Below are 15342 nucleotides of genomic sequence, written 5' to 3' on the forward strand. Positions count from 1 at the left end.
CCGCTACCGGCCGACGTCGGCAGCGGCCGGCACGCGCACGACGAACGACGTGCGTCCCGGCGCGCTCTCGCACGTCAGCGAGCCACCGTGGGCGGTGACGACGGCCCGGGCGATCGCGAGCCCCAGCCCTGTGGACCCGGAGGCGCGGTTGCGGGACTCGTCGCCGCGCGCGAACCGCTCGAACAGCCGGTCGCGCAGCTCGGGCGGCACGCCCGGCCCGTCGTCGGTCACGGACACCACGACGTCGGCGCCGTCGCGGCGGACCGCGACGGTCACGTGCGTCCCTGCCGGGGTGTGCCGCCGCGCGTTGGACGTGAGGTTGCCCAGCACCTGGCGCAGCCGGTGGTCGTCGCCGAGCACCGTCAGGGCACCGACCTCGTCGTCCGGCGCACCCGCGTCGGCCTGCCCCGGCAGGTCCAGGCGCCACACGTGGTCCGGGCCGGCGACGTGCGCGTCGGCCACCGCGTCGACGGCCAGCGCCGCGAGGTCCACCGGTGCGCGCTCGAGCGGCCGGCCCGCGTCGAGGCGCGCGAGCAGCAGCAGGTCGTCGACCAGCGCGCTCATGCGCGTGGCCTCGGCCTCCACGCGCGCGAGGGCGGCCCGGGCGTCCGCCGGCAGCTCCTCGGGGGAGCGGCGGACGAGCTCGGTGTAGCCGCGGATCGACGCGAGCGGGGTCCGCAGCTCGTGGCTCGCGTCGGCGACGAACCGGCGGACCTGCGACTCGGACTCCTGCCGCTGCGCGAGGGCCTGGTCGACGTGCCCGAGCATGCGGTTGAGCGCGGCGCCCACCTGGCCGACCTCCGTGGACGGGTCCGTGTCGCGGTCGTCGACGCGCGCCGTGATCGCGACCTCGCCCCGTGCGAGCGGCTGCTCGGCCACGCGCGTCGCGGTCGCCGCGACGCGGTTGAGCGGCCGCAGCTCCCGGCGCACCAGCACCGACCCCCCGAGGCCCGCCACGAGCAGGGCGCCGGCCACGAGCAGGACCTCGATGACGACGTACTGCCGGACCGTCGCGTCGACCGTGGTCGTCGGCAGCGCGGTCACCACGAGGTCGTCGCGGTCCGTCAGCAGCGCCACGGCCCGGTAGCGGCCGAGCCCGTCGAGCGGCACGGGGTGCGCGGTCCCGTCCGGCGGCACGGCGCGCAGCGCGGCGACCTGCGCGTCGTCGAGGTCGACGAGGTCGCCGTCGGTGTCGAGGTACTGCGCCCGCGTCGTGCCGTCCTCGACGACCACGCTCACGGTGCCGACGTCCTGCCCGGGCACGGCGAGCGGCCGCGGCCGGTCCCCGGGACGCCCGCGGTCGTCGGCGCCCTGCCGGTCCCGGCCGTCGTCCGGGCCCACCTGGGTCGCGCGCAGCGCGCGCTCGGCCGCGGCGACGGCGCGGTCGTCGACCTGGGCGACGAGGGAGTCGCGCAGCGCGACCGTCGACACCGTGCCCATGACGACGCTCACGAGCAGCACGAGCCCGAGCACGACGGCCACCAGCCGTCGGCGCAGCGACCAGCGCGCGCGCGGAGCCGGTCCCGCGGGAGCCGGCGTCATCGTCAGGACGCCGGGCGCAGCACGTACCCCACGCCGCGCAGGGTGTGCAGCATCGGCTCCCGGCCCTTGTCGATCTTGCGACGCAGGTACGACACGTACAGCTCGACGATGTTCGCCTGGCCGCCGAAGTCGTACTGCCACACGCGGTCGAGGATCTGCGCCTTGCTCAGGACGCGGCGCGGGTTGCGCATGAAGTACCGCAGCAGCTCGAACTCGGTGGCGGTGAGGCGGATCTCGTCGTCGCCCCGCCACACCTCGTGGCTGTCCTCGTCCATCCGCAGGTCGCCGACGACGAGCACCGAGTCCTCGCGCTGCGCGACCGCGCCGGCGCGCCGCAGCAGGCCGCGCAGCCGCGCGACGACCTCCTCCAGGCTGAACGGCTTGGTCACGTAGTCGTCGCCACCGGCGGTCAGGCCGGCGACACGGTCCTCGACGGCGTCGCGCGCGGTGAGGAACAGCACCGGCACGGCAGGCAGGGTCTGGCGGATGCGGCGCAGCACGTCCAGGCCGGACAGGTCGGGGAGCATGACGTCGAGCAGGATGACGTCGGGCTGCAGCGTCCGGGCCTTGCGGATCGCGGCCTGCCCCGTCAGCGCGTGCTCGACCTGCCAGCCCTCGTAGCGCAGCGCGGTGCACAGCAGCTCGCCGAGGTTGGCCTCGTCGTCGACCACCAGTGCGCGGACAGGGCTGCCGTCGGCTCGCGTGAGCGGGTCGGGCCGGCGCATCGGGTGCGGGGCGGAGGCGGTCGTGGTCATGACCCCATGGTGGGACGGTGCGCTGTGGCCGCGCTGGAGCACCCCTGTGAGTTGCCTGGGCGCAGCACGTGCGGCGTCGGGGTGCGCAGCGGTGCCGGGGGACGCCGCACCCCGACGAGCTGCGGGCAGGAACGCGGACGTGACCACCGGGGTGCTCCGGTGGCCTACCGTGTGACGGTGCACGAGGGCCTCCCCGTCCCGGTCGTCCCGGGCCCGTCCGCGCAGAGCAGACCGCGCGCTCGCCGCGGGCTCGCAGTCGTCTGCGGCGTCGTCGCCGTGCTGTGCGCGGTCGGCGTGTGGCTGCTGTGGCGGGTGTTCGTCGACACGTGGGCCGGTCAACGGGTCGAGGACACCGCGCTGGACGGCGCGGCCATCGGGCAGGGTCGGCTGTGGCGCGTCGCGGACCCCGTGCTCGACGTCGTGTCCGTCGGCTTCGTCGCCGGCGGCATCCTGGGTGCCGCGGCCGTCGCCGTCGTGCGTCGGCGCTGGTCCCTCGCGGTGCAGGTCGCCGTCCTCGTCGGCGGTGCGAACCTCACGACCCGCCTGGTGAAGCAGGACCTGCTCGACCGCCCGGTCCTGGGCGTCGGTGCCGACTACGGCAACACGCTGCCCAGCGGTCACACGACCGCCGCGGGCTCCGTCGCCGCCGCGCTGCTGCTCGTCGTGCCGCCGCGGGCACGCCCGCTCGTCGCGGTGCTCGGGGTGGCGTACACGGCGCTCACGGGCGTCTCGACCCTCGTGGGTCAGTGGCACCGGCCGTCCGACGTCGTCGCCGCCACCCTCGTCGTGCTCGGCTGGACCGCGATCGTGTGCGGCGCGATGGCGGCCCGGCCCGGCCCCGCCGGCACCGCGACCGCGATGCTCCGCCGCGTCGACGCCCCTGACCCCTGGTGGGCCAGCACGCGCCGCACGGCCCTCGCGCTCGCGACCCTCGGCGTCGTGACCGGCGGCGTGGCCGTCCTGCTCCTGACGCGTACGTGGGCGGGGCGGGCGGACCTCGCGGGCCGCGGCGCCGAGCTGCTGGCCTACGGTGGGGGCGTCGCGGGCGTCGTCGCGGCCTGCTGCCTGGCCTTCGCGGTCATGCTCCTGCTGCGCCACGCCGCAGGTTCGCGGGACGAGACCGCGTCCACACCCGTTTGACGTCAGCACGTAGAGTCCCCTCGGAGGCGGTGTCCACGCGTCGTGGCGCGCCCATGGCCCGCCACGAGAACGTCGTCACCGCCCACGGCACGGAAGGCCGCTCAGATGTCTGCAGGTCGCAAGCTCGTCATCGTGGAGTCCCCCGCGAAGGCGCGCACGATCGCCGGGTACCTCGGCGAGGAGTTCGACGTGGAGGCGTCCGTGGGTCACATCCGTGACCTGCCGCAGCCCTCGGAGCTGCCGGCGGACATGAAGAAGGGCCCGTACGGCAAGTTCGCCGTCGACGTCGAGAACGGGTTCACGCCGTACTACGTCGTCGACGCCGACAAGAAGAAGAAGGTCGCCGAGCTCAAGAAGCTCCTCAAGGAGTCCGACGAGCTCTACCTCGCCACCGATGAGGACCGCGAGGGCGAGGCCATCGCGTGGCACCTGCTGGCCGAGCTCAAGCCGAAGATCCCCGTCAAGCGCATGGTGTTCCACGAGATCACGCGCGAGGCGATCACGCGGGCGCTGGAGAACACGCGCGAGCTCGACGAGCGGCTCGTCGACGCGCAGGAGACCCGGCGCATCCTCGACCGGCTGTACGGCTACGAGGTCAGCCCCGTGCTGTGGCGCAAGGTCCGCCAGGGCCTGTCCGCCGGGCGGGTGCAGTCCGTGGCGACGCGGCTCGTCGTGGAGCGCGAGCGCGAGCGCATGGCGTTCGTCGCGGCCGACTACTGGGACGTCACCGGGACGTTCGCCGTCGCGGACGACGGCGAGCCGACGTTCTCCGCCCGCCTGACCGGGGTCGGCGGCGCGCGCGTCGCCTCGGGCCGGGACTTCGACGACCGCGGGACGCTGAAGACGCGCGACACCGTGGCCCTCGACGAGGCGCGCGCGTCGGCGCTCGTCGCCGGGCTCGAGGGTGCCGCCTTCACCGTGCAGTCGCTGGAGACCAAGCCGTACACGCGGCGTCCCGCCGCACCGTTCACGACGTCGACGCTGCAGCAGGAGGCGTCGCGCAAGCTGCGCATGAGCTCGCGCCAGGCCATGCGCACGGCGCAGTCGCTGTACGAGAACGGCTACATCACCTACATGCGGACCGACTCGCCGACGCTGTCGACGCAGGCGATCGACGCCGCGCGCCGGCAGGTCGCCGAGCTGTACGGGTCGGAGTACGTGCCGGACAAGCCGCGCGTGTACGCGTCGAAGGCGAAGGGCGCGCAGGAGGCCCACGAGGCCATCCGCCCCGCGGGCGACCACTTCCGCACGCCCGCGCAGGTCGCGCGGCAGCTGTCCGGCGACCAGTTCAAGCTCTACGAGCTCATCTGGAAGCGCACCGTCGCCTCCCAGATGGCCGACGCGCGCGGCCAGACCGCGTCCGTGCGCCTGGCCGCGACCGCGACCCCGGCCGACGGCCCCGTGGAGACCGTGTTCTCCGCCTCGGGCACCGTCATCACGTTCCGCGGCTTCCTCGCGGCGTACGAGGAGGGCCGCGACCGCGGCCGGTACGACGAGGCCGAGGGTGCGTCGTCGGGCGCGTCCGACGACGCGCGGCTGCCGCAGATGGCCCAGGGCGACCCGCTGACGGCGTCCGACCTGACGGCCGACGGCCACCGCACGTCCCCGCCGCCGCGCTTCACCGAGGCGTCGCTCGTCAAGGCGCTCGAGGAGCGCGGCATCGGCCGCCCCTCGACGTACGCGGCGACGATCGGCGTCATCCAGGACCGCGGGTACGTCACGAACCGCGGGCAGGCGCTCGTGCCGACGTGGCTCGCGTTCGCCGTGACGCGGCTGCTCGAGGAGAACTTCGACCGGCTCGTCGACTACAACTTCACGGCCGGCATGGAGGAGAGCCTCGACGCCATCGCCGCAGGTCAGAAGGGCCGCGTCGACTGGCTCACCGAGTTCTACTTCGGTGACCGGTCCGACTCGCTGGAGACCGGCGGCCTGCGCGGGCTCGTCGACAACCTCGGCGAGATCGACGCGCGCGAGGTCAACTCGATCGACATCGGCGACGGCATCACGCTGCGCGTCGGGAGGTACGGGCCGTACCTCGAGGCGCCCGGCGACGGGCCGGACGCCGACCCGCGCCGCGCCTCCGTGCCGGACGACCTGGCGCCCGACGAGCTCACCGTGGCCAAGGCCCGCGAGCTCCTCGAGACCATGCCCGACGGCGACAAGGTGCTCGGCACGGACCCGGAGTCCGGGCACCAGATCGTCGCGCGCAACGGCCGGTACGGGCCCTACGTCACCGAGGTGCTGCCGGAGCCCGAGCTGGACCCGGGCCTGTCCGCCGCCGCGCGCAAGAAGGCGCTGGCCGCGGCGCCGAAGCCGCGCACGGGGTCGCTGTTCTCCTCGATGTCGCTGGCCACCGTGACCCTCGACGACGCGCTGCGCCTCCTGTCGCTGCCGCGCGTCGTGGGCGTCGACCCGGAGTCGGGCGCGGAGATCACCGCGCAGAACGGTCGCTACGGGCCGTACCTGAAGAAGGGCACGGACTCGCGGACGCTGGCGTCGGAGGAGCAGCTCTTCGACATCACCCTCGACGAGGCGCTCGCGATCTACGCGCAGCCCAAGCGGGGGCGCGGGCAGACGGCGACCCCGCCGCTGCGCGAGCTGGGCACCGACCCGACGAGCGGCAAGCCGATCGTCGTCAAGGACGGCCGGTTCGGCGCGTACGTCACCGACGGCGAGACCAACCGGACCCTGCCGCGCGACGTCACCCCGGAGTCGATCACCCCCGAGCAGGCCGTGGAGCTGCTGGCGGAGAAGCGTGCCGCCGGTCCGGCCAAGAAGCGCACGACGACCCGCAAGGCGCCGGCACGGAAGAAGTCCGCCGCCAAGGGCTGACCGTCCGGCCGGGTGCCGGGGGTGCCCGGGTGCCCTGCGACGGCTCGCCCGGTGAGCGACGGGCCGGCTCGGTCGCTGACGGCTCCGCCCAGCTCGCGGCGCCTCGCCCCGGCGTCCGGGTCCCGTGCCGACCCGTCCCACTCACCGGGACACCCCCGCCGCGAGACCGGCCGTAGATCGCTCAACGGGGGTCGTGAGCGATCTGCGCCCGGTCTCGCGGCGGGGGCGTCTCGTGGGGTGGGACGTCGGGGGCGTCCGTCCGGGACGTCGGTGGGGGCGTCGGGCCGACCACAGGGCGGTCGGTGACGCCGTCGTCCACAGGGCGGGCCAGGGTCGCCGCCGGCGGACGCGCCGCGTGGTCGGGTGGGGCGTGCGACCGACCGCCCCGCTCCCGGACCACCTGCTCCGCACGGCCCAGGTGCAGGACGGGCTGCTCGACTCCGGGCAGTGCGACGCGGCCGGTGTGGGGTCCGCGCGGCGGGCGGCGCTGCGACGCGCCGGGATGCTGCTGCCGGTCGTCCGCGGTGTGCACGACGCCGCACCCGCGCTCGCGGTGGCGGCCGGCGGCGGCCCCGAGGTGTGGGCCGGCGTCCACCCGGCCGATCACGCGCGGCGGCGGGCGGCGTGGCTCGCGGTGCTCGCGCTGGACCGCACGCGCGCCGTCGCCGTGGGTGCGTGCGCCCTCGCGCTGCTCGGGGTGCAGGGCCTGCCCGCTCGCATCCGCCCGGAGGCGGCGCTGCCCGACGGCACGCACCGGGCCCCCGGCGGCGACGTCCGGGTCCGGTGCCTGGACGTGGGCCTGGACCTCGGCGCGGTGCAGCAGGTCGGCGCCCTGCACGTCGCCGGGCCGGTCGACGCGCTGGCCCAGGCCGTGTGCGAGCTGGACCGGGAGCACGCGGTCGCGGTGCTCGACTCCGCCGTGCAGCGGCGGCTGCTGGCGCCCGAGCAGCTCGACGACGTGCGGCGCCGCGCGCACGGCCGGCGCGGCAGCCGTCGTGCGGCCGGGTGGTGGGACCTCGTCGACGGGCGTGCGCAGTCCCCGCTCGAGACGCGCGCGCGGCTGCAGTGCCGCGACGCGGGCGTCGCGCCGCACGACCTGCAGGTCCCCGTGCGCGACGGGCGGGGCCGGGTCGTGGCGCTGGGCGACCTGGGCTGGCGACTCGAGGACGGTCGTCTGCTGGTGGTCGAGATCGACGGGGCCGGTCCGCACACCACGCCGGAGGCGGTGTTCCGTGACCGGCAGCGGCAGAACGCGGTCGTCGCGACCGGCACGCTGCTGCTGCGCTTCACGGCGGCCGACGTCCGCGCGGGACGGGTCGCCGCGACCGTCGCCCGCTACGTGCCGCGGTCCACGATGCGGGACCCGCCGCCCGCGAGACCGGGCTGAGGTGGCTCATCGAGGTCCATGAGCGACGTACGGCCGGTCTCGCGGGGCACGCGTCTCGGGTGTCGGACCCTCGCCGGGTGAGGGGGGCGTGCGGGGCCGGGGCCGCGTGGCTCCGGGCGTCCGCCGCCGACCGGGGGCGGAGCCACGCGCGGACGAGGCTCGGCCCCGGTGCGGCGTGCAGGTACGGCCTGCCGGGTGCCGCCGGCGGGCGCTAGGTTGGCGCCATGGCTCGCACCGAGGACCCCCGCAGCGCCCCGCCGATCCGCTGGGGCATCATCGGCGCCGGCGGCATCGCCAGCCAGTTCGCGCACTCGGTGCGCGAGTTCACGCGTGCGCAGCTCGTCGCGGTCGGGTCCCGGCACCGGGACCGCGCGGAGCGGTTCGCCACGGCGCACGGCATCCCGACGACCCACGTGGGCTACCGCGACCTCGTCGAGGACCCGCAGGTCGACGCCGTGTACGTCGCGACCCCGCACTCGGAGCACCGGGACCACGCGCTCCTCGCGATCCGGGCGGGCAAGCACGTGCTGGTCGAGAAGGCGTTCACGCGCAACGTCGCGGAGGCGCAGGAGGTGTTCGACGCGGCGCGGGCCGCGGGCGTCTTCGTCATGGAGGCGATGTGGACCCGGTTCCTGCCGCACGTCGCCGCCCTGCACCAGGTCATCGACGCGGGCGAGATCGGTGACATCGTCAACATCCGCGCCGACCACGGCCAGTACTTCGCGTTCGACCCGGCGAGCCGCCTGTACGACCCGGCCCTCGCGGGCGGCGCGCTGCTGGACCTGGGCGTCTACCCGGTGGCGTGGGCGCACGACTTCCTCGGCGTGCCGACCGGTGTGCACGCGTACGGGCAGCTCACGAGCACGGGCGTCGACGGGCAGATCTCCACGGTGCTCGAGTACGGCCAGGGCACGCTCGCGACGCTGAGCACGACGCTGTGGGCGAAGACACCGACGACCTCGTCGATCTCCGGCACGGAGGGGTACATCCGCGTCGCCGGGAACTTCTACGCGCCCACGTCGTTCCGCGTCGAGCGGCGCGACGGGCGCCGGTGGGTCTTCGAGCAGCCGGCGTCGCGCGGCCTGCAGTACGAGGCGGCCGAGGTCGCCCGTCGCGTGGCGGACGGTGACACCGAGAGCCCGCGCATGTCGTGGCAGGGGACGCTCGACGTCATGGCGACGATGGACGAGATCCGTCGGCAGGTCGGGGTCGCGTACCCGGGCGAGCCGACCGCCTGACGCCGGTCGGCGGTGCGCGGAGGTGTCGGCGGCTGCGGCTAGCCTGACGCCGTGAGCACCGACCCCGCCGTCCTCGTCGACGACGCACCCCCCGGGGTGTTCGTGTCCTTCGAGGGTGGCGACGGCGTCGGCAAGTCGACGCAGGTCGCGCTGCTCGGTCACCACCTGGCGACGCTCGGCCGCGAGGTCGTCGTGACGCGGGAGCCCGGCGGCACGCCGCTGGGCCTCGAGCTGCGTCGCGCGGTCCTGCACGGCGAGCACCTGGACCCGCGCACGGAGGCGCTGCTGTACGCGGCGGACCGCGCGCACCACGTCGCGTCGCTCGTGCGTCCGGCGCTCGCCCGCGGCGCCGTCGTGCTGACCGACCGGTACCTGGACTCGTCCGTCGCCTACCAGGGGACGGGCCGCGGCCTGGGCGCCGACGAGGTCGAGCAGCTCTCGCTGTGGGCCGTGCAGGGCCTGCTGCCGCACGTCACGGTCCTGCTCGACCTCGACCCGGCCGTGGGCCTCGCCCGCCTGACGGGCGACCCCGACCGGCTGGAGTCCGCCGGGGCGGAGTTCCACCGCCGCACGCGCGCCGCGTTCCTCGCACGGGCCGCCGCCGACCCCGACCGGTGGCTCGTGATCGACGCGGCGCAGCCGCCCGAGGACGTCGCGGCGCTCGTGCGGGAGCGGCTCGCGCCGCTGCTGGGTGCGGTGGGGGCGTCGTGAGCGTCTGGGACGACCTGGTCGGCCAGGAGCCTGCCGTCGAGGTGCTGCGGCACGCCGTGGAGGACCCGTCGGCGATGACCCACGCCTGGCTCCTGACGGGACCGCCGGGCTCGGGCCGGTCCAACGCGGCGCGGGCCTTCGCGGCCGCGCTGCAGTGCGAGTCGCACGGGTGCGGCACGTGCCACGCGTGCACCACCGTGCTGTCGGGTGCGCACCCCGACGTGACGCTGGTGGCGACCGAGGGTGTGTTCATCCGCGTCGACGCGACGCGGCCCCTGGTCGAGCTCGCGCAGCGCTCGCCGTCGCAGGGCCGCTGGCGCGTCATCGTCGTGGAGGACGCGGACCGGTTCAACGACCAGAGCGCGAACGTGCTGCTCAAGGCCGTCGAGGAGCCGCCGCCGCGCACGGTGTGGCTGCTGTGCGCACCCAGCCCGGAGGACGTGCTGGTGACGATCCGCTCCCGCAGCAGGTCCGTCGCGCTGCGGGTCCCGCCGGTCGACGCGGTCGTCGAGCTCCTGGTGCGCCGCGACGGCGCCGATCCCCACGTCGCGCAGGTCGCCGCGCGCGCCGCGCAGAGCCACATCGGCATCGCCCGGCGCCTCGCCCGCGACCCGCAGGCCCGGGCCGCGCGCGCCTCCGTGCTGTCGCTCGCGTCGCGCGTGCGGGGCGTCGGCGACGCGGTGCTCGCCGCGGGCGAGCTCGTCGAGACGGCGCAGGCCGACGCCAAGGCGGCCACCGAGGAGCGCGACGCGGCCGAGCGCAACGAGCTGCTGCGGGGGATGGGTGCCGAGGGCGCGAACACCCTGCCGCCGTCCCTGCGTGCCCAGGTGCGCCAGCTCGAGGAGGAGCAGAAGCGCCGGGCGACGCGCGCGCAGCGCGACGTGCTCGACCGCGCGATGGTCGACCTGCTCTCCCTGTACCGGGACGTCCTCGTGGTGCAGCTCGGCGCCGACGTCGACCTCGTGAACGTCGAGCAGGAGGGCGAGGTGCGTGCCCTCGCGGCGGGCAGCACCCCCGAGCAGACGCTGCGGCGCATGGACGCCGTCGGGCAGGCGCGCACGCGGCTGGCCGGCAACGTCGCGCCGCTCCTGGCGGTCGAGGCGATGGCGATCGCGCTGCGTCCGCAGGGCTGAGCACCGGGCGCGGGCGACTACCGTAGACGCATGCCGACGCGTCCTGCCCTGCGCCGGTGCGCCCTCGTCGCCCTCGTCGCCCTCGGTCTGACCGGATGCGTCGCGCCGAAGCACCAGGCCTCGTCCCCGACCCCGGGAGTCTCCGCGTCCGCGACCGGTGACCCCGCGCTGTCCCGCTACTACGACCAGGTCCTGGAGTGGACCACGTGCGGCGACGAGCAGTGCGCCGACGCGACCGTGCCGCTCGACTGGTCCGAGCCCGGCGGCGAGACGATCACGATCGCGCTGCGCCGCGTGCCGGCGTCGGGCGGCTCACCCGTGGGGTCGCTGCTGGTGAACCCCGGTGGTCCCGGGCGGTCCGCGGTCGACACCGTCGGGTTCTTCCGGCAGGTCGTCTCGCGCGACGTGCTGGCGGTGTACGACATGGTCGCGTTCGACCCGCGCGGTGTGCAGCACTCGACGCCGATCACGTGCGTCGACCCCCCGGAGCTCGACGCCCTCACCGCGTGGGTGCCGGACTGGTCGACGGACGAGGGCATCGCCGAGGCCGTCGCCCGCAACGGCGAGCTGGGCCAGGCATGCCTCGAGCGCACGGGCCCGCTGCTGGGGCACGTCGACACGGCCAGCGCGGCGCGCGACATGGACGTGCTGCGGGCCGTCCTCGGCGACGAGGCGCTGACGTTCCTCGGCTTCTCCTACGGCACCGACCTGGGTGCGACGTACGCGGCGCTGTTCCCCGAGCGCGTCGGCCGCCTCGTCCTCGACGGGGCGCTCGACCCGACGCTCGACTCGGGCGAGGTCGCCGCCGGGCAGGCGGCCGGCTTCGAGAGCGCGCTGCGTGCGTACGTCACGGACTGCCAGGCGGGTCCGCAGTGCCCGCTGGACGGTGACGCGGACAAGGGCCTCGCGCAGATCGGGCAGATGTTCGACCGGATCCGGGCCAACCCGCTGCCGACGGGCACGGACCGCGAGCTGACGGTGTCGCTGGCGTTCAGCGGCGTGGCCGCGCCCCTGTACACGCAGTCGAGCTGGCCCCTGCTGACGCAGGCGCTGACCGGTGCGATCGACAAGGGTGACGGCTCGGTGCTGCTGCAGCTCGCCGACAGCTACTACGGGCGCCAGCCGGACGGCACGTACTCGTCGAACCAGAACGAGGCGTTCTCCTCGATCATGTGCCTCGACGACCGGCCCTCCGCGGACCCGGCGGACATGCGCGCGGACGCGGCCGAGGTGCAGGCCGTGGCCCCGACGGTCGGGGAGTTCTTCTCCTACGGCGGCGCGGGCTGCGCGGCGTGGCCCGTCCCCGCGGTCGGCGCGCTCGAGTCCTACGAGGCGCAGGGCGCGGCGCCCATCGTGGTCATCGGCACGACGAACGACCCCGCGACGCCGTACGCCTGGGCGCAGTCGCTGTCCGAGCTGCTGTCGTCCGCGGTGCTGCTCACCTACGAGGGGGAGGGGCACACGGCGTACGGCCGGTCGAACCAGTGCGTGAAGAGCGCCGTGGACACGTACCTGCTCACCGGCGAGGCCCCGGCCGACGGGACGACCTGCTGACTTTGGAGTCGGGGCGCCCGCCGGGTACAGTGGGCGCGCTCGCCGAACGGCCGCGCTCCTGCGTGTCCGCCCGACGACGCCGCCTTAGCTCAGTCGGCAGAGCGTCTCACTCGTAATGAGAAGGTCAAGGGTTCGATTCCCTTAGGCGGCTCCGGTCGGAAGGCCCCACCAGCAGCGTGAACGCTGCGGTGGGGCCTTCGTCGTCCCGACCACGGACCGAGGTCCCTGGTCCCGATCGGTCGGTTCTCCTAGCCTGCGAGAACGGCCCCCACGACGGGGCATGGCGTCTCGGCAAGGAGGCCGACATGCGTGTTCGTCCCTACCACTCCGCCCGCAGCACGGCGGCGCACATCTTCCACGAGGACGACGACTGCCCGGTCGGGCGGAACCTCGCCTGGTTCGACAAGATCGAGGGCCGCGAGGACTGCGAGCCCTGCCCGCAGTGCGTGCGGACCGCCGCCACGCGCGCGGACCACCCGGTCGACGCCCTCCCGGTCTCCTGACCTGGCACTGCGTCCCTCGCCCCGGTGCCGGGTGCCACTAGGTTGACGGTCATGGACGGTCGTCGCTCCCTCGGTCAGGTTCTCCTCGGCGTGCTCGTCGTGCTCGCGGGGGTGGTGCTCCTGCTGGACCGCACGGGGGCGCTGGACGTCGACCTCGGCACCGTCGCCGCCACGCTGTGGCCGCTGGCCGTGGTCCTCGTCGGTGTGACGTCCCTGCTCCTGGTGCCGCGTGCGTGGTACGGCCCGCTGGTGATCACCGTCGCCGGCGTCGTGCTGCTGCTCGACCGGCTCGACGTGCTCGACGTGAGCGTCTGGGACTACCTGTGGCCGGTCGCGGTGATCTTCATCGGGCTCGGCATCACCGTCGGCGCGGCGGCGCGCGACGAGCAGGGCGAGCGCATCACGGCGATCGCGTTCTGGTGGGGCACGGAGCGTCGGACGCGCTCCCGCACGTTCCGGTCCGCGAGCCTGACCGCGATCATGGGCGGCGTCGAGCTCGACCTGCGGGAGGCGGACATCGACGGCACCGCGCGCGTCGACGTCTTCGCGTTCTGGGGCGGCGTCGAGATCAAGGTGCCCCGCACCTGGGAGGTCCGCACGTCCGGGCTGCCGCTGCTCGGCGCCTGGGAGAACAAGACCGAGCCCCCTGCCGGCGGGGGACCGGTGCTCGACGTGCGGCTCGTGACGATCATGGGCGGTGCCGAGATCCGGCACGGCAAGCGGTCGGTCCAGCCGGGGATCACCGACGCGCCGGTGGTCTGACCTCGCCGCGTCACCCGCCGACGTACATCAGCGCCTCGTCCAGGACGTCGGACCAGACGCCGGGATCGTCGGACACGACGGCGACCCACTCGCGCATCGGTGGGCGCCCGTCGGGGAACGGCAGCCCTTCGCCCGACGCGACGAGCGCGGCGACCCGCGCGGCCGGCAGCTTGACGACGAGGTGGTCGCCGGGCGTGAACGCCGCGATCCGGCCGTGCACGCGCAGCGTCGCGGTGCCGAAGTGGCGGCCGCCGGACGCGGGCAGGACGACGCCCGGGCGGTCGGCGAACGCCCCGGCGACGACGTGCAGGCGGGCCTCCGCCGCGGCGTGCGAGGGGGTGTCCCGTGAGGGTGTGCCCGGGTCGGCCATGCGCCGAGCGTAGGACCGGCCACCGACGCCCGCCGTGCCGGCAGGGCGGGCCGCCGTGCCTACAGGACGGGCGCCGACTGCCCGACGACCTGCGGGCCGCCGACCTCGCGGCCGCCGTCCTCGTCGTGCGCGAAGGAGTGCGCGACCCGGATGCCGGGACGACCGGGGGCCGATGCGTCGACGACGACCCGCGGGAAGGGGCGCGTCGCGTCCGCGTGGCTCGTCCACGCGACGGCCGCCGCGGTGTACCCGCCGGAGCGGGCGGCCTCGCGTGCCTCGGCGAGGCCCGAGGCCGAGGGCGCGAAGTCGAGCACCTCGATGTCGTCGCCCTCGCGGACCAGCACGAACGGCGCGCACCCGGTGGCGTCGCGGACGGCGCGGTCGAGGGCGAGCTCGAGGGCGCGCAGCGCGAGGTCCTGGACGCGCTCGGACGGCCGGTGCGGCAGGTCCTCCGGCGTCAGCGGCCGGTCCGTGTGGACCGCGATGCCGCGCCCGGGGGTCACGGCCGAGGACGCCTCGTCCGCAGCGAGCGGTGGGACGACCGGCGGTGCGACGGGAGCGGGCGGTGCGACGGGATCGAGCGGTGCCACGACGGGCGGCGGAGCCTGGTCGTCCGGCGCCTCGGTGCGCCGGTCGACGAACGTCGGCGTCCACACCTCGGGCTCCGGCGGGGCCGGCACGTGCGGGGTCCCGGCCGGTGGCGTGGTGGTGCGGGCGGGGAGCCGGCCGTGCGTGTCGTCGACGAACACCGGCACCCACGGTGCGGCGTCCTGCGGTGCCGAGGGCGGCGGTGCGGAGGGCTGTGCCTCGTCGGCGAACGCCGCCTCCCAGGCCGCGGACTCGGTGCTCGACGCGTCGGTCACCGCGGGCAGGCTGCCAATCCCGGGCGTGGCCGCCGCCGTGTCGACCTCCGGCGTCCCGGGCGCGGGGTGCGGCGTGGGCACCTCGAGCCGGCCGGCCCGCAGGTGGGCGGCGGCGCGCTCGGCGTAGTCGACGGTCCAGCGGGGGGAGCGCACCCTCCAGCGTGCGTGGGCGTCCAGCACGGGCAGGACGGGCATGTGCGGGCGAGCCGGGAGCAGGACGCCGGGGGTGGCGCCCTCGGGTCCCGGGCACATCATCCACACCGCGCCGGTGACCGACGCGACGAGCACGTCGCCCACCGCGATGCCGATCGCGGCCGCGACGCCGGCCGGTGCCGGGGCGTCGGCGGGGTGCGTCAGGAGCAGGCGCTCCCAGCGGGCGTCGAGCGCGTCCACGTCCTGCGCGTCGGTGCCGTCGTGGCGCAGCCAGTCCCGCAGCCGGTCGAGGTGCGCGGCCTCGCCGGGAGTGAGCGACCGTGCCAGCACGGGGCCCGTGGGGGCGGCGGACCTCGCCGCGATCGCGGGCGAGACGGTGTCCATGCTCGGGACATCGGC

General features: G+C 75.5%; 13 protein-coding genes and 1 tRNA gene. 10 read left to right on the plus strand and 4 right to left on the minus strand.

Annotated features, from left to right (window positions below):
- Positions 1–3 precede the first annotated feature (3 nt).
- Both NP075_RS02930 and NP075_RS02935 read right to left on the minus strand, forming a co-directional pair.
- Positions 4–1542: a sensor histidine kinase gene (locus NP075_RS02930; protein WP_227566263.1), complete on the minus strand. Its 1539-nt coding sequence runs from the start codon at positions 1540–1542 to the stop codon at positions 4–6.
- Positions 1543–1544: 2 nt separating this feature from the next.
- Positions 1545–2297 carry a response regulator transcription factor gene (locus NP075_RS02935; protein WP_227566262.1) on the minus strand — a complete coding sequence of 251 codons (753 nt, stop codon included), beginning with the start codon at positions 2295–2297 and terminating at the stop codon, positions 1545–1547.
- 177 nt (positions 2298–2474) lie between these two features.
- Here NP075_RS02935 and NP075_RS02940 point away from each other — a divergent pair, with 177 nt between their 5' ends.
- The 10 genes from NP075_RS02940 (at position 2475) to NP075_RS02985 (ending at position 13557) form a co-directional block, all read left to right on the plus strand.
- Positions 2475–3437 carry a phosphatase PAP2 family protein gene (locus NP075_RS02940; protein ID WP_227566261.1) on the plus strand — a complete coding sequence of 321 codons (963 nt, stop codon included), beginning with the start codon at positions 2475–2477 and terminating at the stop codon, positions 3435–3437.
- A 105-nt stretch (positions 3438–3542) separates the two neighbouring features.
- A complete protein-coding gene (gene topA, locus NP075_RS02945; RefSeq protein WP_227566260.1) occupies positions 3543–6269 on the plus strand; it encodes a type I DNA topoisomerase in 2727 nt (908 codons plus the stop codon).
- Positions 6270–6639: 370 nt separating this feature from the next.
- Positions 6640–7656, plus strand: a complete 1017-nt coding sequence (locus tag NP075_RS02950; protein ID WP_227566259.1) for a PDDEXK family nuclease — start codon at positions 6640–6642, stop codon at positions 7654–7656.
- A gap of 224 nt (positions 7657–7880) precedes the next feature.
- The gene (locus NP075_RS02955) at positions 7881–8894 is read left to right on the plus strand and encodes a Gfo/Idh/MocA family protein (protein ID WP_227566258.1); all 1014 of its coding nucleotides are present in this window, start codon (positions 7881–7883) and stop codon (positions 8892–8894) included.
- Positions 8895–8945: 51 nt separating this feature from the next.
- The gene (gene tmk, locus NP075_RS02960; protein ID WP_227566257.1) at positions 8946–9605 is read left to right on the plus strand and encodes a dTMP kinase; all 660 of its coding nucleotides are present in this window, start codon (positions 8946–8948) and stop codon (positions 9603–9605) included.
- Positions 9602–10738 carry a DNA polymerase III subunit delta' gene (locus NP075_RS02965; protein WP_227566256.1) on the plus strand — a complete coding sequence of 379 codons (1137 nt, stop codon included), beginning with the start codon at positions 9602–9604 and terminating at the stop codon, positions 10736–10738. Before tmk ends, NP075_RS02965 begins: the two co-directional genes overlap by 4 nt.
- Before the next feature lie 30 nt (positions 10739–10768).
- The gene (locus NP075_RS02970; RefSeq protein ID WP_227566255.1) at positions 10769–12292 is read left to right on the plus strand and encodes an alpha/beta hydrolase; all 1524 of its coding nucleotides are present in this window, start codon (positions 10769–10771) and stop codon (positions 12290–12292) included.
- A gap of 78 nt (positions 12293–12370) precedes the next feature.
- Positions 12371–12443, plus strand: a tRNA-Thr gene (locus NP075_RS02975).
- Positions 12444–12597: 154 nt separating this feature from the next.
- On the plus strand, positions 12598–12795 hold the full coding sequence (locus NP075_RS02980; RefSeq protein WP_227566254.1) for a hypothetical protein: 198 nt from the start codon (positions 12598–12600) through the stop codon (positions 12793–12795).
- Positions 12796–12846: 51 nt separating this feature from the next.
- On the plus strand, positions 12847–13557 hold the full coding sequence (locus tag NP075_RS02985; RefSeq protein ID WP_227566253.1) for a LiaI-LiaF-like domain-containing protein: 711 nt from the start codon (positions 12847–12849) through the stop codon (positions 13555–13557).
- 10 nt (positions 13558–13567) lie between these two features.
- On the opposite strand, the gene NP075_RS02990 is transcribed toward NP075_RS02985, so the two are convergent.
- Positions 13568–13927: a hypothetical protein gene (locus NP075_RS02990; RefSeq protein WP_227566252.1), complete on the minus strand. Its 360-nt coding sequence runs from the start codon at positions 13925–13927 to the stop codon at positions 13568–13570.
- A 59-nt stretch (positions 13928–13986) separates the two neighbouring features.
- On the minus strand, positions 13987–15327 hold the full coding sequence (locus NP075_RS02995; protein ID WP_227566251.1) for a hypothetical protein: 1341 nt from the start codon (positions 15325–15327) through the stop codon (positions 13987–13989).
- Between the last annotated feature and the right edge of the window lie 15 nt (positions 15328–15342).

Source organism: Cellulomonas wangsupingiae (genome assembly GCF_024508275.1).
GTDB classification, from domain to species: Bacteria; Actinomycetota; Actinomycetes; order Actinomycetales; family Cellulomonadaceae; genus Cellulomonas; species Cellulomonas wangsupingiae.